The organism is Streptomyces griseoruber (assembly GCF_001514205.1).
Classification (GTDB): domain Bacteria; phylum Actinomycetota; class Actinomycetes; order Streptomycetales; family Streptomycetaceae; genus Streptomyces; species Streptomyces griseoruber.
On sequence record NZ_KQ948787.1, the window covers coordinates 63,361 to 79,928 of the forward strand.

The 16,568-nt window shown below is 73.2% G+C and carries 13 protein-coding genes; 5 read left to right on the plus strand and 8 right to left on the minus strand.

From position 1 onward, the window contains the following. Window positions 1-11: 11 nt before the first annotated feature. Complete coding sequence (locus tag AQJ64_RS41440; RefSeq protein WP_055635040.1) at window positions 12-1,190, minus strand: sensor histidine kinase; 1,179 nt, start codon at window positions 1,188-1,190, stop codon at window positions 12-14. Window positions 1,191-1,343: 153 nt separating this feature from the next. On the opposite strand from AQJ64_RS41440, the gene AQJ64_RS41445 reads away from it, so the two are divergent. Then, on the plus strand, window positions 1,344-1,958 hold the full coding sequence (locus AQJ64_RS41445) for a hypothetical protein (RefSeq protein WP_055635039.1): 615 nt from the start codon (window positions 1,344-1,346) through the stop codon (window positions 1,956-1,958). On the opposite strand, the gene AQJ64_RS41450 is transcribed toward AQJ64_RS41445, so the two are convergent. After that, the gene (locus tag AQJ64_RS41450; protein WP_055635038.1) at window positions 1,878-2,450 is read right to left on the minus strand and encodes a cob(I)yrinic acid a,c-diamide adenosyltransferase; all 573 of its coding nucleotides are present in this window, start codon (window positions 2,448-2,450) and stop codon (window positions 1,878-1,880) included. The genes AQJ64_RS41445 and AQJ64_RS41450 overlap by 81 nt on opposite strands. 434 nt (window positions 2,451-2,884) lie before the next feature. On the opposite strand from AQJ64_RS41450, the gene AQJ64_RS41455 reads away from it, so the two are divergent. Both AQJ64_RS41455 and AQJ64_RS41460 read left to right on the plus strand, forming a co-directional pair. Continuing rightward, window positions 2,885-3,208: an STAS domain-containing protein gene (locus AQJ64_RS41455; RefSeq protein WP_059203481.1), complete on the plus strand. Its 324-nt coding sequence runs from the start codon at window positions 2,885-2,887 to the stop codon at window positions 3,206-3,208. 249 nt (window positions 3,209-3,457) lie between these two features. Next, on the plus strand, window positions 3,458-5,977 hold the full coding sequence (locus AQJ64_RS41460) for an ATP-binding protein (protein ID WP_059203482.1): 2,520 nt from the start codon (window positions 3,458-3,460) through the stop codon (window positions 5,975-5,977). A gap of 94 nt (window positions 5,978-6,071) precedes the next feature. Here AQJ64_RS41460 and nucS read toward each other — a convergent pair whose 3' ends face one another. Beyond that, on the minus strand, window positions 6,072-6,752 hold the full coding sequence (gene nucS, locus AQJ64_RS41465; RefSeq protein ID WP_055637356.1) for an endonuclease NucS: 681 nt from the start codon (window positions 6,750-6,752) through the stop codon (window positions 6,072-6,074). A gap of 264 nt (window positions 6,753-7,016) precedes the next feature. Between nucS and AQJ64_RS41470 the strand changes: the two genes are divergently transcribed. Next, window positions 7,017-7,409, plus strand: coding sequence for an SCO5389 family protein (locus AQJ64_RS41470; protein WP_055637355.1), 393 nt, complete (start codon window positions 7,017-7,019; stop codon window positions 7,407-7,409). An 89-nt stretch (window positions 7,410-7,498) separates the two neighbouring features. On the opposite strand, the gene AQJ64_RS41475 is transcribed toward AQJ64_RS41470, so the two are convergent. After that, window positions 7,499-8,527, minus strand: a complete 1,029-nt coding sequence (locus AQJ64_RS41475; protein ID WP_055637354.1) for an LLM class flavin-dependent oxidoreductase — start codon at window positions 8,525-8,527, stop codon at window positions 7,499-7,501. A 222-nt stretch (window positions 8,528-8,749) separates the two neighbouring features. On the opposite strand from AQJ64_RS41475, the gene AQJ64_RS41480 reads away from it, so the two are divergent. Beyond that, window positions 8,750-9,100: a hypothetical protein gene (locus tag AQJ64_RS41480; protein ID WP_055637353.1), complete on the plus strand. Its 351-nt coding sequence runs from the start codon at window positions 8,750-8,752 to the stop codon at window positions 9,098-9,100. Between the two features lie 18 nt (window positions 9,101-9,118). Here the strand turns inward: AQJ64_RS41480 and AQJ64_RS41485 are convergent, their stop codons facing one another. The 4 genes from AQJ64_RS41485 to scy all read right to left on the minus strand — a co-directional run bounded on the left by AQJ64_RS41485 (window position 9,119) and on the right by scy (window position 16,562). Beyond that, complete coding sequence (locus AQJ64_RS41485; protein ID WP_055637352.1) at window positions 9,119-9,997, minus strand: ABC-2 transporter permease; 879 nt, start codon at window positions 9,995-9,997, stop codon at window positions 9,119-9,121. Next, the gene (locus AQJ64_RS41490) at window positions 9,994-11,343 is read right to left on the minus strand and encodes an ATP-binding cassette domain-containing protein (RefSeq protein ID WP_059203483.1); all 1,350 of its coding nucleotides are present in this window, start codon (window positions 11,341-11,343) and stop codon (window positions 9,994-9,996) included. The genes AQJ64_RS41485 and AQJ64_RS41490 overlap by 4 nt, the downstream gene beginning before the upstream one ends. Window positions 11,344-11,558: 215 nt before the next feature. Next, window positions 11,559-12,497: a coiled-coil domain-containing protein gene (locus AQJ64_RS41495; protein ID WP_055635089.1), complete on the minus strand. Its 939-nt coding sequence runs from the start codon at window positions 12,495-12,497 to the stop codon at window positions 11,559-11,561. Between the two features lie 183 nt (window positions 12,498-12,680). Then, window positions 12,681-16,562 carry a polarized growth protein Scy gene (gene scy / locus AQJ64_RS41500; RefSeq protein WP_055635090.1) on the minus strand — a complete coding sequence of 1,294 codons (3,882 nt, stop codon included), beginning with the start codon at window positions 16,560-16,562 and terminating at the stop codon, window positions 12,681-12,683. Window positions 16,563-16,568: the final 6 nt, after the last annotated feature.

Consider the following 16,568-nt stretch of genomic DNA (forward strand, 5'->3'; position numbering starts at 1 on the left):
CACTGCGGAGGTCACTGCGGGGCTCCTTCGGTGAGGGGGAGTGCGGCCCGTACGATCCACCGCGCGCCCTCGGGCCCGGCCTCGAACGCGCCGCCCAGCAGCGCCGCCCGCTCCCGCATCCCGACGAGCCCCGCCCCGGACCCGGGAGCGCGCGGACCGCCGTCCCGGTGGCCGTACGGGCTGCTCACCCGTACGTCGAGCAGCCCGTCCCGGCGGCCGAGGGACACGGTCACCCGGCCCGGGCAGGCGTGCTTGAGGGCATTGGTCAGCGACTCCTGGACGATCCGGTAGGCGGCGAGTTCGACGGGCGCGGGGACCCGGCCGGGGTCGGCGTCCAGGGTGACGTCGAGACCGTTGGCACGAGCGCCCTCGACGAGAGCGGCGAGGCCGTCGAGAGTGGGCGTCGCGGCGGGCTCCCGCTCCCCGCCGCCGTCGCGCAGGATGCCGATCAGCCGCCGCATCTCCGTGAGCCCGTCGACGCTGTTCTCCCGGACGACCCGCAGCGCCTGCCGGGAGGTCTCGGGGTCGTCGATGGACAGCGCGGCCGTGGAGTGGATGGCGATCGCCGACAGATGGTTGGCGACCATGTCGTGCAACTCCCTCGCCATCCGGGCCCGTTCGGCGAGGACCGCCTGGGAGCGGTCCTTCTCCGCCAGCAGCGCGGTCTGTTCGGCGCGCAGCCGGGCCGTGTCGGCGGCGTCGCGGTGGTCGCGCACGATCCAGCCGGTGGCGGCGGGACCGAACGCCACCGCGCCGATCACCACACCGATCAGCAGCGCCTCGGGCCGCCGCCACACCGCGAACGGCACCACCGTGCCGGCCACCGTGAGCAGCCCGGTGACCCAGGGGATCCGGCGGGCCGAGGCGGGCGGGCCGTACACGACGGCGGCGTACACCAGGTCGGTGAACATCAGGAGCGTGGCCACACTGCCCCGGGTGACCGTGTCCAGGGTCAGCGCGGCCGTACCGGTCAGCAGGGCGGCGCGCGGCGCGGTCCTGCGCAGCAGTTCGCAGCCGGACATCACCACGAGCGGCACCAGGACCGGCGGGGTGCCGTCGAGGAGCACGATCGGTTCGGTGGCCGGCCGGGTGCTCACGCCGAGGCCCACCAGCAGCAGACCGCCGAGCAGCCCGCCGGTCGCGATGTACACGTCGAAGCGATGGGGGCGGGGCGGACGTCGTACGGCCATGCCCTCCATCCAACACGGCCCGCGCCGCGCCCGCCTGCTGCCCGGGAACGGTCCTCGACTGCATCTTTCGATGTACGGCGGGTTCGTCACCGCCGACGACGCCCGCCGCCGCCCGGGCCGTGAGCCTGGAAGGGTGAACGAAAGGAGCGAGCCGTGGTCGTCGGACTGATCGTCGCGTGCGAGGTGGCCTTCTGGGTGCTGCTGGCGCTCGGGCTGGGCGCCCGGTATCTGCTGGGGTGGCGGCGCACGAGTGTGGCGCTGCTGCTGTGCGAGCCGGTGCTGGAGCTGGTCCTGTTCACCGTGACCGCCATCGACCTGAAGAACGGGGCCGAGCCGGGCTGGGAGCACGGCCTGGCCGCGCTGTACATCGGCTGCACCGTCGCCTACGGCCACTGCACGGTCCGCCGGCTCGACGGCCACGCCGCGCACCGCCTGGCCGGGGGCCCGCCCCCGCCGAAGCCGCCGCGCTTCGGTAGGGCCCGGGCCCGCCACGAGGGCCGGCTGTGGCTGCGTACGGTGCTGGCGGCGGCGGTCGCCTGCGCACTGCTCCAGGCCGCGGTCCGGTACGTCGGCGACTCCGGGGACGTCTCGTCCCTGCGGTCCTTCCAGTGGGTGGCGCTCCGGGCCGCCGGCGTCCACGGCCTGATCGCCCTGACCTACGCGATCCGGCCGAAGAGGATGCCCGCGTCAGCGCTCCCCGCCCGGCACCCAGAGCACGTCCCCGACGCCCTTGTTGGCCGTGCGCGCAAGGATGAAAAGGAGATCTGAGAGGCGGTTGAGGTAGGTCGCGGTGAGCGGGTTCATCGTCTCGGCGTGGGTCTCCAGGGCGGCCCACGTCGAGCGTTCGGCGCGGCGTACGACCGTGCAGGCCTGGTGGAGCAGGGCGGCGCCCGGGGTGCCGCCGGGCAGGATGAAGGAGCGGAGCTTCTCCAGCCGCTCGTTGAAGAGGTCGCAGTCCGCCTCCAGCCGGTCGACGTAGAACTGCTCGACCCGCAGCGGCGGGAACTGCGGGTTCTCCACCACCGGCGTCGACAGGTCCGCGCCCACGTCGAACAGGTCGTTCTGGACCCGGGTGAGGACCGCGACGACCTCCTCCTCCAGGCCGCCCAGGGCGATCGCGGTGCCGATGACCGCGTTCGCCTCGTTGGCGTCGGCGTAGGCCGCGATCCGCAGGTCGGTCTTGGCGACCCGGCTCATGTCGCCGAGGGCGGTCGTGCCCTGGTCGCCGGTCCTGGTGTAGATGCGCGTCAGATTGACCATGCGGCCAATCTAGACGGTCCCCGGAGATCCGCCGCGTTCGCTCGGTCACGTCGGCCTCTCGAAGATCCAAAAGGTGCTAATAGGCTTGAATCGGACAGGAATTGACGACGTGACCGGCGTCTCACGCCGTGAGACGTGAGACGCGTTACTAACCGGTCGCACAGCGCTCCACGAGCGCTAATCTCCGGCCGAGAGCCATACGTGAGCCATACGGCGAATGCGCCGGATGGTTGACGCCGGTGACATCCGAGGCGAGAGCGGGCAGGGCTTACTCCAAGCGCCGAAACCGCACAGGCCCCAGGGGTCTCACCCCTGCGGGTGAATTCGGTATCGGTTCGCTCACAGACGGCAACCTCCGACCGCTTCGCGCAGTCAGAGCATGCAACACCGGACATCACACCGCGGAGCACGAGACGCACGCTTAGGGGAGCGCTATGCACATCAGGGGCGACCACGTCGAGCTGGTCGTCGGGGGCCGCCTCGACGTGCGCAGCGCGGCGGACGCCCGCACGGCCCTGCACACGGCCGTGGACGACGGCGTCGGCGACCTGGTGCTCGACCTGTCCGAACTGGACTCCTGGGACGCCACCGGACTCGGCGTCATCATGGGCGCCCACCGGCGGGCCGGCCGCTGCGGCCGGCGTCTGGTGCTGCGCGGCGTACCCCCGCAGATGCAACGCCTGCTGGTGGCCACCCGGCTGCACCGCATCCTCGCCATCGAGGGCGGCATCGGCGTGGAGTCCCTGCCCCGGGTCTGACCGCGGCCGGACCGCGACAGGGGCCACCTGCGGCGAAACGTACGGCGGGCACCAATCCTCACCGGACTGTGACGTCTCGGACCGCGCGGCACCCCGGGCTGTCGTAGATACTGTGCGAAGGTTTACGGTTCGTCTGCCCGCCGCCCTCGGCCCTCTACCGAGCGGGCACCGGACCAGAAGCGACAGCGCAGTGTGCAGCGAGGCCGGGAGGGGCTACCGCCACACGACGCTCTTGGGGGGCTATAACCCATGGACCCGACGAACCAGGGGCCCGAGGAGTACGGTCACGAGGGCGACGGCCACGCGCCGCGCCCCCGCCCGCCCAGGGACCCCCTCACACCCGACTTCGGCGCGCACACCCCCGGACCCGCCCGCACGGTCCGGGTGATCGCCGGCGAGCATCTGCTCACGGTCAACCCCGTGGACGGCAGCGAGATAGAACTCTGCCCGCCCACCGAGCGGCCCGGCCGCCCCGCCAAGCGGTCCGCCGAAGAGCGCGCCGAGTACGACGAGCTCGCCGCCCGGCCGCCCGCCCCGGCCGGCCCCGCCCGTCCCGAACAGCCCCTGCTCGGCCGCCAGGACGAACGCGAACAGCTCGTCCGCCTGCTCGCCCGCGGCCGCTCGGTCCGCCTCACCGGACCCTCCGGCTCCGGCCGCACCAGCCTCCTCGACCTGGTCGCCGAGGACTGCGAGGACCTCGCCCCCGACGGCGTCGTCCGTCTCTCCGGCTACCGCCGCACCCCGGCCGAACTCCTCCACGACCTCTTCCACACCGTCCACGACGCCGACCTGCACCGTCCCGACCCCGAGGAACTGCGCACCCTCCTCCGGGAGATCGGCGCGGTCGTGGTCGTCGACGACCTCGGCTTCGGCGGCGCGCTCCTCGACGAACTCCTGGACGCCACCCCCGAGTGCGCCTTCCTGCTCGGCGCCACCCCCGACACCCCGCCGCCCTCCGCCGACTCCGCCGTCGAGGAGGTCGTCCTCAGCGGCCTCGACCGGGCCGGCGGCGTGGACGTCATCGAGCGCGCCGTGGGCCGCACCCTCACCGAGGAGGAGGCCAACTGGGCCGGCGACCTCTGGTTCGAGTCCGAGGGCCTGCCGCTGCGCTTCGTCCAGGCCGGCGCCCTGCTGCGCCAGCGCGACCAGCTCCGCGCCGACGTGGACGCCGTGGACGCGTTCGGCGTGTTCGAGGACGCCCGCCCGCTCGCCGCGCCCGTCGACGCCGGGGCCGGTGACGCCGAGGAGATACCGCTGCCCTCCCTCGGCGAGGCCGCCGCGCCCGCCCCGCTGCTCGCCGCCCGCCTCAGCGCCTCCGCCCGCGCCACCCTGCGCTTCGCCGTCGCCCTCGACGGCGAGGTCCCGCACCAGGCCCATCTGCCCGCCCTCATCGGCGACACCCACGCCGACGCCGCCCTCGGCGAACTCGTCGCCTGCGGACTCGTCTCCCCGGTCGGCGTCCGCTACCGGCTCGCCGCCGGCATCCAGACCCAGCTGGAGGCCGCCGGATACGACGACGACATCGAGGCCCGCGCCGCGGCCGCCGCCCAGCACTACGCCTGGTGGGCCGGGCACCCCTCGGTCACCCCCGAACGGGTCTGCGCCGAGGCGGACGCCGTCCTCACCGCCCTCGCCCTCGTGGTGCCCTCGACGACCCCGCCCGCCGAGGACGAGGAGGCCACCGCGGTCCTGCTCGCCCGCGCCGCCGCGCCCGCGTTCGCCGCCGGACTGCACTGGAGCGCCTGGGAAAGCGCCCTGCACGAGGGCGCCGAGGCCGCCCGGCTCGCCGGGGAGTCCGCCGACCGCGCCTACTTCCACCACGAACTCGGCGTCCTCGCCCTGTGCGCCGGGGACCTCGACCGGGCCCGCTCCGAACTCGAGGCCTCCCTCGGGCTGCGCGGCGCCCTCACCGACAAGCGCGGCACCGTCGCCGGCCGGCGCGCCCTCGCCCTCGTCGCCGACGCCTCCGGGGACGTCCCGGGCCTCGCCGCCGCGACGGTCGGCGAGGAGGTGGCCGACGCCCGCCCCGAGGAGCCCGTGTCCCCGCCGCGCGGCATCCAGGCGGCGCTGCCGACCTACCCGCCGGAGGCGCGGACCGTCGTCCACCGCGCGGTGACCCCGCCGCCCGCCCCGGCCGCGTTCCAGCAGCGCAGGGGCGGCCTCAAGGGCCTGGCCAAGCGCAACCTCGTCGCGGCCGGCGCGGGCGCGCTCCTCGTCGCCGTCCTCGGTACGGTCGTCACGCTCGGGGCGACCTCCAACAACGACGCGGGCGACCCCGCCGACCGCGGCGGCGTCAACCCCTCCGCCAGCACCGGCCCCGACGCCGGCGGCCTCGACTCCGACACCCCCGGCGCCGACACCGGCACCGGCGACACGGGCACGGCGACCAGCCGGCCCACGGACCCGGGGCCGGACGGGACGATGGGGACCTCGGACGATCCGACACCGTCGGAGTCGGCGTCGCCCACGGACGGGGAGAGCGGCTCGACGGGGTCGGACACCGGAGGGTCGTCGCCGACGCCCAGCAGCAGTTCGTCGCACCAGTCCCCGAGGCCCTCGCACTCCACATCGCCGAGCCCGACGTCGTCCGGCACCGGTGGCAGCTCCTCGTCGCCCTCGCCGACCGTCAGCGTGTCCCCGGACCCCGAGCCCAGCGACAGCGCCTCGACCTCGGCCAGCGGCACCGCCTCCTCCGCCCCGATCAGCTCCGCCAGCTCCGCCAGCTCCTCCCGGAGCGGCGGCGCGAGCGCGTCGGACCCGGTGATCTGAGACACCCCCGGGCACGCCGGAGGGCCGGGTTCCTCCCCAGGAACCCGGCCCTCGTCGTCGTACCGGAGTCGGAACCGCCGCTCGGAACCGCCGCTCAGAACAGCCGCAGCTTGTCGTCCTCGATGCCGCGCAGGGCGTCGTAGTCCAGGACCTGGCAGCCGATGCCGCGGTCGGTGGCGAGGACGCGGGCCTGGGGCTTGATCTCCTGCGCGGCGAAGATGCCGCGGACCGGGGCGAGATGGGGGTCGCGGTTCAACAGCTCCAGATAGCGGGTGAGTTGCTCCACGCCGTCGATCTCGCCGCGCCGTTTGATCTCGACCGCGACGGTCTGCCCCGCCGCGTCCCGGCACAGGATGTCGACCGGGCCGATGGCCGTCATGTACTCGCGGCGGATGAGGGTGTACCCCTCGCCGAGGGTCTCGATGCGGTCGGCGAGCAGTTCCTGGAGGTGCGCTTCCACGCCGTCCTTGATCAGGCCCGGATCGACGCCCAGTTCGTGCGACGAGTCGTGGAGGATCTCCTCCATCGTGATGATGAGCTTCTCTCCGCCCTTGTTGACGACGGTCCAGACGCCCGCCACGCCGTCGGAGTCTCCGGTGTCCTCCTTGAGCGTGCAGGGCGGCGACATCCAGTTCAGGGGCTTGTAGGCCCGGTCGTCCGCGTGGATCGAGACGCTGCCGTCCGCCTTCACCAGGATGAGACGGGGGGCGGAGGGGAGATGGGCGGTGAGCCGGCCGGCGTAGTCGACGGAGCACCGGGCGATGACGAGACGCATGGTCGGCAACGCTATCCGACACCTCGGGCCCCACGCGATTCGCCCTGGAAAACGATCGTTCGGACTACGGCCGACTCTGGCCGATTGTGTGCCCCGCAGGGACCGCCTATGTGCCCATTCTCCTGGTGCCGTCACGGTCAGTTGCCTACCGTAGTAAACGGGAGGTCGCGATGCGTGTACTCAGCGTTGCGGTGTTTTGGCATGGCGAACTCCCGTGCCCTGTCCGGCAACCCCTGCTCTCTTAGGGGTGCGAGAGGAGAACCCATGTCGCTCGACGTCTCACCGGCCCTACTCGAACAGGCCGAGCGAGGCGAGGTCGACGAAGCTGCATTCGTCGACTGCGTCCGGACCTCCCTGCCCTACGCATGGGAGATGATCAGCTCCCTGGTGGCCCAGCTGAAGGTGGACGGCGGAGCCTTCGCCGACAACCAGACGCCCCCGCCGGACGAGCAGGCCCGCGGGCAGCTGCTGCGCGCGCTCGCGAGTGACGCCATACGCGGCGCCCTGCAGCGGCACTTCGGTGTCCGGCTGGCCTTCCAGAACTGCCACCGGGTGGCGGTGTTCCCGTTGGACGCGGCTGTCGACGAGAAGCTCGCCCGCTTCACCTCGGTGCGCAGCCAGGTGCTGAACCAGTCGCCGGAGTTCCGGGACTGCTGAGGCATCGGTGTGAGCCTGTTGCTTGCCGCTCCGCACGCAGGAGGTGCGATCAGTACCGGAGCGGCAAGCTCCCGGCCGTCCCGCCCCGTTCAGCGGAGGTGGGGGAGCACCTCCGCGCCCAGCCGCCGGACGTTCTCCTCCGTGGCCGCCAGGTCGCCCGAGCCCTCCACGAGCAGGGCGAAGCGCGAGATGCCGGTCCGTTCGCAGGTCGCCGCGAGACGGTCGGCGCACAGCCGTGGGGTGCCCACCGGGTGCAGCCCGCAGAGCAGTTCGGTGTACGCCACCGGGTCCCGCATGGAGCGGGGGCGGCCGTCCACCGTCACATGGGCGTCGAGCCCCTGCCGCAGCCAGCCCGGCATCGCCTTCACGAGGGTCTCCACCGCGTCCGTGCGCCGGTCCGCGAGCTGGCAGACGCCCGCCGAGACATGGGCCGCGGCCCGGATCTCGTCGCCGGAGCGCCCCGCCGCGCGCGCGTGCTGCCGCCACAGGGCGACCATCTCCGCCTTCTCCTCGTCCCCGACGTGCATCCCGAGCAGCATCGGCAGTCCGCGCTCGGCGGCCAGCCGCACACTCGCCGGCGAGGTGCACGCCACGATCACCTCCGGGCCGCCGGTGTCCGTCAGCGCCTCCGACGGGCGGGGCACGACGGGGACTTCACGGAAGCGGAAGCGCTCGCCCTCGGCTCCCACGGACGGCTCGCGCAGCCAGCGCACCAGCAGATCGAGTGATTCCGGGAACCCCTTCTCGTACGCCGCGAGGCCCGATCCGAAGACCTCCAGATCGATCCAGGGCCCGCCGCGGCCGACGCCCAGCGAGAACCGGCCGCCGCTCGTCAGATGCAGCAGCGCGGCCTGTTCGCCGAGGGCGACGGGGTGGACGGTGGGCAGGACGCTCACCGCCGTACCGACCCGGATGCGCCGGGTGCGGCCCAGCAGCAGCGCGGCGAGTGTGACCGCCGACGGGCAGGTGCCGTACGGCACGAAGTGGTGCTCGGCCAGCCAGACCGAGTCAAGGCCCGACTCCTCGGCGACCTCGGCGGAGCGGACCGCGCGATGCAGTGCCTCTCCCTGGCCCTGCCCGGGGAACTGGGCACCCAACACGAAACTACCAACGCGCATGGACTTTCCTGCTTCCTTGGCTCCGACACGGAGCTCCCCCACCCGGCATAACCGTCTGACACGTGCCGAGGACACGGCCTGGCGGAGAGATTTGCCGATTGTCTGCAGAATGGGGTGTCAGGTAGGGGGACTTGTGGGGATCGGTCCCTTCCGGGTACCCCTGTCGGCGCCGCGTAGGCTGGACGGGAACCCAGCTTCCTGTATAGCCCCGTGAGGTGTTCCGTGTCCCCGCGTCGCAACCGACCCAAGGGTGCCGATCCGTCCGGCGCGTCCGGCTCGTCCGGCCGGAGCGCGGAGGACGACCGCGCGAGCCGGTACGGCGGCTGGCAGTCCTCGGTGAGCTGGCAGGGCGAGGAGTGGAACGTACGGCATGTGGCCGGCGCGAGCGCGCAGGGCAAGAGCTACCGGTGCCCCGGCTGCGACCAGATGATCCCGGACGGGGTGCCGCATGTGGTCGCCTGGCCCGAGCACGCGGGCGTCGACGACCGCCGGCACTGGCACAAGGCCTGCTGGAACGCGCGAGACCGCCGCAACCCGGGGGTGCAGCGGTCTCGTCACGCGCCTCGCTTCTGAGGGTGCCTCCGTGCGGGTCTACACGTCCCGCTTCTCCAGCAGGGCGAAGGCGCCGGCGAACGCGGCGGCCGTGACGCCGAGCGCGATCCACAGCGGGTCCCAGCCGGAGGGGCCGGTCTCGCTGAGCTGGGTGGAGTACCAGACGCCGAGCTGGCTGGGGATCGAGTACTCGAACAGGGCCTCGCGGAGCTTCTGGAGGGACTCGGCGAACATGAAGATCGCGATGACCAGCGGGGCCAGCAGCAGGCCGATCATGATGGTGATGGCGCCCGCCGAGTGGCGGATGATCGAGCCGACGGCCAGGGACAGCAGCCCCAGCAGCGCGATGTAGAGGGACACGCCGACGGTGGTCTTCAGCCACTCACCGGCCGAGGGCTCCCGCGCGCCGGTGAACAGGGCCGCGTCCACCATGGCGACGAACCCCGTGGAGACCAGGGTCACGACGAACGCGATCGCGAAGAACACGATGCCCTTCGCCGCGAGGACCCGGCCGCGCGAGGGGCAGGCGACCATCGTGGTGCGGATCATGCCGGTGCCGTACTCGGAGGCGGTGGTGAGCACACCGAGCGTGATGATCGGCATACTGCCCAGGAGCACGCCGAAGAAGCCGAACGACAGCGGGCTCTCGCCCGCGAGGTCGCCCTCGGAGGCGTTCGCGTCGACGATCAGGGCGACCATCATCCCGATGCCGACGACGAGGAGCACGAACACCCCGAGCGTCCACATCGTCGACCGCACCGACCGGATCTTCGTCCACTCGGAGGCGATGGCGTGCCCGAGGTGCGTCCGCACGACGGGAATCGGCGAGGTGTAGCCCGGGACGGCGTACGAGGGACCGGGCGCCCCCTGCCAGCCGGGCGCGGCGGCCTGCGGGGACGGGTGCTGCGGGGTGCTCATCGGGCGTCCTCGGGCTGAGTCGTCGGGGCGGCATCGGAGACGGGGGCCTTCGCAAGCGAAGCGGGAGCGGCCGCCGCCTGGCCCTGCGGGGCGTCCGACGCGGGGGAGGGCGCCGCGGCGGGCACCGGAGCCGCGGGCTGGGCAGGGCTCGCGGGCGCCGGGGGCGCCGCGGGCGGTACCGGGCTCGCGGCCGGGGGCTGCGGCGTGGCCGACGGCGCGGGAGCCTGGGCGTACGGGTTGGCGCCGTTCGGGGCCGGGGGTGCGACCGGGGCGCCGTAGCCGGTGCCGTACGGCTGGGCGGGCTGTGGTGGGGCGTAGCCGTGCTGCGGGGGCGGTGGCGCGTACCAGCCGGGCTGGCCCTGGCCGGGTACCGGCATGGGCGGTGTGGCACCGGGCGGCAGGGGCTGCTGGAGGCCGGCCTTCTGGTCGGTCGTCGAGCGGTAGTCGACGGCGCCCTGCGTCATCCGCATGTACGCCTCCTCCAGCGAGGCCTGGTGCGGCGACAGCTCCCACAGGCGTACGTCCGTGTCGTGGGCGATGTCGCTGATCTGCGGCAGCGCCAGTCCGGTCACGCGCAGGGCGCCGTCCTGCTCGGGCAGGACATGGCCGCCCGCCGCCGACAGCGCCCCCGCGAGCTTCTCGCGGAGCTGCGGCTCGGTCTGCGGGGTGCGGACGCGCGCGAAGTCGGCCGAGTTGGCCGAGATGAAGTCCTTCACGCTCATGTCGGACAGCAGCTGACCGCGTCCGATCACGATCAGATGGTCCGCGGTCAGCGCCATCTCGCTCATCAGGTGCGAGGAGACGAAGACCGTGCGGCCCTCCGCCGCGAGGGACTTCATCAGGTTGCGCACCCAGAGGATGCCCTCGGGGTCGAGGCCGTTGACCGGCTCGTCGAACAGCAGCACCTGCGGATCGCCGAGCAGCGCCGCCGCGATCCCGAGCCGCTGCCCCATACCGAGGGAGAAGCCCTTGGACCGCCGCTTCGCCACGTCCTGGAGCCCGACCACGCCGAGCACCTCGTCCACCCGGCGGGCGGGGATGCCCGACAGCTGGGCCAGGGACAGCAGGTGGTTGCGCGCGGACCGGCCCCCGTGCACGGCCTTGGCGTCGAGCAGCGCACCCACCTGGCGGGCCGCGTTCGGCAGCCTGCGGTACGGGTAGCCGCCGATCGTGACCGTCCCCGAGGTGGGGTTGTCCAGGCCGAGGATCATCCGCATGGTCGTCGACTTGCCCGAGCCGTTCGGCCCGAGGAAGCCGGTGACGGCACCCGGCCGTACCTGGAAGGAAAGGTTGTACACAGCGGTCTTGTCGCCGTAGCGCTTGGTCAGGCCGACTGCTTCGATCATGCTCCGCACCCATCGACAGGTTCAGGACAGCGGGGCACACGCCCCCGTAAGGGTTAGGAGCTTAGCGAGGCGCTGACGGTTCCGCTCAAATGAAAGTAAAGCCCAGAGGTTCACGCATCTCGTTTCCGCAGGCCGGCCGCGCCGGAACGCCACGAAGCCCGCTGCCACCGCTGGCAACGGGCTTCGTCCGACGTTCGGCCGGTGTACCCCGAGGGTTACCGGGACTGCTGCGCCGGCACTCCGCGGGAGATCGGCTCGTCGTCCGTGACCGGGGCGCCGGCCGCGGCCACCGCGGCGCCGGTCAGCGTGGCGAGCATCTCGCGGACGTTCGTCAGCTGGGCGTTGATGCTGTCGCGACGGTTGGTGAGGGCCGCCAGCTCGCGCTCGGATTCCGAACGGATCCGGTCCGCCTTGGCGTTGGCGTCGGCCACGATGTCCTCGGCCTGGCGCTGTGCCGTCTCGACGGTCTGGCGGGCGCGGCGCTCGGCGTCCGTGCGCAGCTTCTCCGCCTCCAGGCGCAGCTGCTCCGCGCGGTGCTCGATCTCCGCGAGCCGCTTCTCCGCCTTCTGCTGACGGGACGCCAGGTCACGCTCGGACTGCTCGCGGCGCTTGGCCAGGTTGGTCTCGAAGTCGGCGGCGGCCTGGGCGGCCTTGGCGCGGGTCTCCTCGAAGAGGGCGTCCGCCTCCTCGCGCTTCGACTGCGCGTCCTTCTGGGCCTCCTGGCGCAGCTGCGACGCGTCGCTCTTGGCCTTCTCGACGATCCGGACGCCCTCGTCCTCCGCCTTGGCCTTGCGGTCCGCAGCGAACGATTCTGCGTCGTTGCGCACCTGCTGGGCCGCCGACTCGGCGAGCTCGCGGTGCTGCTCGGACGCGCGACGGGCCTCCTCACGCAGATCCTTGGCCTCTTCCTCGGCGAGGCGGAGGATCTTCTCGACCCGCGCGCCGAGCCCGGCGTACGACGGCTCGGCGTCGGTGACCTGGGCCTGGGCGTTCTGGGTCTCGAGGTGGAGCTCCTCGATGCGCTTTTCCAGAGCGGTGATGCGGGCGAGAGCGCTGTCACGGTCGGAGACGAGCTTGGAGATCCGTTCGTCCACCTGAGCGCGGTCGTACCCACGCCGCACTAGCTCGAAGCCGTAGGGGGAAGTGTCGCTCATGGGGTTCCTGTCGAATGAGACCGGTGAGGTGATAGGTGGAATCCTAGGGGCCAGAGCGCTGTGTCATCGAGCGTATGCGTGTTTGATCTGAGGAATGACACCCCTTTTGGGTGGCTGAACCCCACACCCCTTGCCAAAAACTCGGGGTAAGGGAGCAGACTTTAACGCAATCCACACATTCTGCTAGCCGTCAGTGGCTTTCCCACCCGATCGTGGCGCGCCGATGCTCGCGCCCGCCCGGACGCTCCCGTCCTTGTTCGCGGACGGGATCTCGAAGGACTCCAGCGCCTCCAGCACGTCCTGGACCCGGGAGATCTCGGCGTTGATGTCCTCGCGCCGCCGCACCAGGACCTCCAGCTCCCGCTTGCCCTCCTCGACCGTGAGCCGCGCCTCGCGGATCGCCTCGGCCTTGAGCTCCTCGGCCTCCCGGATCAGCGTCGACTTCTTCTGCTCGGCCTCCTTCAGCAGGCCCTCCGCCTTCTTCACCGCGGCGATCCGGACCTTGCCGGCCTCGGAGTTCGCCTCCGACACCAGCTCCTTCGCCTTGGCCTGCGCCTTGGCGAGCTGCTCCTCGGACGCCTTGATCAGCGCGTCGCAGCGGTCGCCGGTCGACTTCATCGTCTCGGCGGCCTCGCGGCGGGCCCGCTCGTGCAGCGCCTCGATCTCGGCGGTGATGCGGTCGCGCAGTTCCTCCGCGCGCTCCCTTATCGCGGTGGCGTCCCGGCGGGCGCCGACGAGCAGCTCGTCCGCGTCCGTACGGGCCTTCTCCACCCGGGTGTTGCCCTCGCGTGTCGCCTCGGAGACCAGCCGGTCGGCCTCGGCGCGGGCGGCGCCCACCATCGAGTCGGCCCGCGTCTCGGCGTCCGCGGTGGTCTGGAGCGCCTGCTCCTGAGCCTCCGCCAGCAGCTTGTCGACCTCGGCCGTGGTCTCCGTGATCAGCGTGTCGACCTGCTCGGCCGCCTCGGAGCGCCGCTTGTTGGCCTCCTTGCGGGAGGCGTCCAGCGTCTCGTCGGCCTCGTCGCGGGCCACGCTCAGCATGCGGTCGGCCTCCGCCGCCGCCTGTGCCTTGACCCGCTCCGACTCCAGACGGATCCGCTCGGCGGCCTGCTGCGCCGAACCCACCGTCTCGGCGGCCTCGGCCCGCAGCCGCTCCGCGTCCCCGCTCGCGTCCTGGATCAGCTTCTCCGCCCTGGCGACGGACTCGGCACGGACCCGCTCGGCCTCCGCGGCCGTGTCGGCCGTCAGCCGCTCCGCCTCGGCGATGGTCTCCGTCTGGAGCCGCTCGGCCTCGTTGCGGGCCTCGGTGATGAGGGTGTCGGCCTGGGTCGCCGCGTCCGACCGGATGCGGTTGGCGTCCTCGCGGGCTTCGGCCCGGGTGCGGGCCGCGGCCTGGTCGGCCTCCGCCAGCGCGTCCGAGGCCTCCGTGCGCACCCGCTGGGCGTACGCCGAGGCCTCCGTCCGCAGCCGCTCGGCCTCCGCGATCGCCTCGCCGACGGTCCGCTCGGCCAGCTCCTGCGCGGCCTCGGAGGCCGCGGCGGCCTCGCGGCGGATCCGGCTCGCGTCCTCGCTGGCCCGCTCCCGCTCGGCGTAGGCGTCGGAGCGGACCCGGTCCGCCTCCTCCTCGGCCTCGCGCCGGGTACGGTCCGCGGCGTGCTCGGCGGCCGAGCGCAGCCCGTTGATCTCCTCCTGGGCCTGCTCGTGCAGCCCGGCCACGGAGTCCCGTACCTGCTGGGCGTGGAGTTCGGCCGCGCCGACCATCTCGGCGGAGCGCCGGTCGGCCTCCTCGACCAGCCGGACCGCCTCGGTCTGCGCCTCCTCCACGCGGTTGCGCGCCGACGCCAGCAGCTCCTCGGACTGCGCCCGGGCCCGCTCGCGCTCCTGGTCGGCCTCCTGACGGGCGGAGCCGAGGAGTTCCTCGGCCTCGCGGCGCCGGCGGACGGCCTCCTCCTGGGCGGCGTCCAGCGTCTCGGTCGCCTCGTCGGCCAGCCGCTCGGCGGCGGCCGTGGCCTCCGCGCGCACCCGGTCGGCGGTGTCCTGCGCCTCGTTCTTGAGCCGCTCGGCCTCGGCCGCGGCCTCCGACCTCAGGCGTACGGCGACGGCCTCGCCCTCGGCCCGCGAGGCGGACGCGTCGGCGGCGGCCTCGGTGCGCAGCCGGTCGGCCTCGTCGGCGGCCTGCTGCTGGAGCGTACGGATCCGCTCGGCGGCCTCGCCGCGCAGCCGGTCGGTGTCCTCGGCGGCCTCCCGGCGGATCCGCGCGGCCTCCTCACGGGCGTCCGTCAGCGCCTGCTCGGCGGACGCCAGCCGCGACTCGGCCTCCGTGTGCAGCCGGGTCAGCTCCTCGGCCGCCTCCGCCTGCCGGGCCTCGACCGCGCGCTCGGTCTCCGCGCGCAGCTCCTCCGCCGCACGCTCGGCGCCGGAGGTGATGGTCTCGGCGAGCTCCACCGCCTCCTCGCGGGAGCGCTCGGCCTCGGAGCGGGTGCGCTCCAGGGTCTCCTCGGCCTGCCGGCGCAGGGCGGTGGCGCGCTCGATGGCCTCGGTGCGGACCTTCTCGCTGTCCGCCGTGGCCTTCTGGCGCAGCTCGTCCGCGTCGGCCTTCGCCTTGGACAGCAGCTCCTCGGCCGACCGGGCGGCCTCCTCGATCTGCTGGACGGCCTCCCTGCGGGCCTCCGCACGGATCTTCTCGCCCTCGGCGACCGCGTCGGAGCGCAGCTGCTCGGCCTCGCCGCGCAGCCGGCGGGCCTCCTCCTGGAGCTCGACCGTCTTGGCGCGGTACTCCTTGGTGTCGTCCTTCGCGGAGCCCTTGAGCTGCTCGGCGATGTCGTGCGCCTCGGCGCGCAGCCGGTCCGCCTCGTTCTCCGCCTCCCGGCGGATCCGCTCGGCCTCCTCGGCGGCCGCCTTGGTGGTGCCCCGGGCGTCCTCCTGCGCCTTGTTGAGGACGTCCTCGGCGGTCTTGGCCGCCTTCGACAGCTGGGTGGCGCTCTCCTCGGCGGTGATCGTGCGGGCCTTCTCGGAGGCCTCCGCGACGATCTTCTCGGCCTCGGCGCGCGCGTCGGCGACGACCTGCTCGGCCTCCGCCTTGGTGGTCTCGGCCTCCTGGCTGGCCTCGGTGACCAGCCGGGCGACCTGCTCCTTCGCCGTCCGGGTGCGCTGCTCGTTGGTGGACTCGGCGCTCGCGAGGGCCTTCTCGGCGGCGGCCTTGGCCTCGGCGACGACCTTCTCGGCCTCGGACTGCGCCTTGCGCAGCGCCTCCTCGGCGTCGGCCATCCGCTGCTCGGCGGCACGGCTCAGTTCACCCGCCTGGCGGCGGGCCGTGTCCGACTCGTTCACCGTGGAGCTGCGCAGCGCCTCGGCGTGCTCGGTGGCCTCCTGGGCCTGGGTGGAGGCGGCGTTCAGCATCCGCTCGGCGTCGGTGCGGGCGCGCAGCAGGAGCTGCTCGGCCTCCGCGCGGGTCTGCTCCGCGTCGGCCTGGAGCCGCTGGCGGGCCTCCGCGGCCACCCGTTCGGCCTCGGCGCGGGCGGCGGCCATGGCCTGCTCGGCCTCGGCGCGCGCCTCGTCCAGGAGACGGCGGGCCTGGGCCTCGGAGCGGGCGCGCAGCTGCTCCGCCCACGCCACGTTCTCGTTGACGTGCGACTCGACGGTCTGCCGGCGCTCCGCCAGCTCCTGGTCGAGCTGCTGACGCCGGCTGACGGCCTCCTGGTGCAGCTCCGCCTGGAGCCGGGCCGCCTGTTCGGCGTGCTCCTGGAGGATGCGCTGGGTCTGCGCGCGGACCTGGCTGAGCTCGCGCTCGGCGTCCTGGCGCAACTGGTCGGCCTGCATCTGCGCGTTGCGCAGCATCTGCTCGGCCTGGTACCCGAGGTCGCCGCCGTCGAAGGACGGCCGGGACATGAGTGTGCGGCGCGCCTCGTGCAACTTGGCGCGCAGCACCTCGACCTGGTAGCCGAGGTCCTCGGCATGCTGGATCGCCTTCTCACGCTCGGTCTTCAGCCGCTTCATCTCGGCTTCGAACCGTGTGAGGTGGTCGACGTCAGCCGCCGGTTCCCGCTCCTGGCTCTCGTAGCCCCGCACTGCGCG

What these genes read in the sequence shown, in the direction of transcription:
- AQJ64_RS41475 (WP_055637354.1), bottom strand. Translation starts at nt 8,527, where the DNA reads ATGCGCGTTGGTAGTTTCGTGTTGGGTGCCCAGTTCCCCGGGCAGGGC.
- AQJ64_RS41470 (WP_055637355.1), top strand. Translation starts at nt 7,017, where the DNA reads ATGTCGCTCGACGTCTCACCGGCCCTACTCGAACAGGCCGAGCGAGGC.
- AQJ64_RS41495 (WP_055635089.1), bottom strand. Translation starts at nt 12,497, where the DNA reads ATGAGCGACACTTCCCCCTACGGCTTCGAGCTAGTGCGGCGTGGGTAC.
- AQJ64_RS41490 (WP_059203483.1), bottom strand. Translation starts at nt 11,343, where the DNA reads ATGATCGAAGCAGTCGGCCTGACCAAGCGCTACGGCGACAAGACCGCT.
- AQJ64_RS41485 (WP_055637352.1), bottom strand. Translation starts at nt 9,997, where the DNA reads ATGAGCACCCCGCAGCACCCGTCCCCGCAGGCCGCCGCGCCCGGCTGG.
- AQJ64_RS41440 (WP_055635040.1), bottom strand. Translation starts at nt 1,190, where the DNA reads ATGGCCGTACGACGTCCGCCCCGCCCCCATCGCTTCGACGTGTACATC.
- AQJ64_RS41455 (WP_059203481.1), top strand. Translation starts at nt 2,885, where the DNA reads ATGCACATCAGGGGCGACCACGTCGAGCTGGTCGTCGGGGGCCGCCTC.
- AQJ64_RS41460 (WP_059203482.1), top strand. Translation starts at nt 3,458, where the DNA reads ATGGACCCGACGAACCAGGGGCCCGAGGAGTACGGTCACGAGGGCGAC.
- AQJ64_RS41450 (WP_055635038.1), bottom strand. Translation starts at nt 2,450, where the DNA reads ATGGTCAATCTGACGCGCATCTACACCAGGACCGGCGACCAGGGCACG.
- nucS (WP_055637356.1), bottom strand. Translation starts at nt 6,752, where the DNA reads ATGCGTCTCGTCATCGCCCGGTGCTCCGTCGACTACGCCGGCCGGCTC.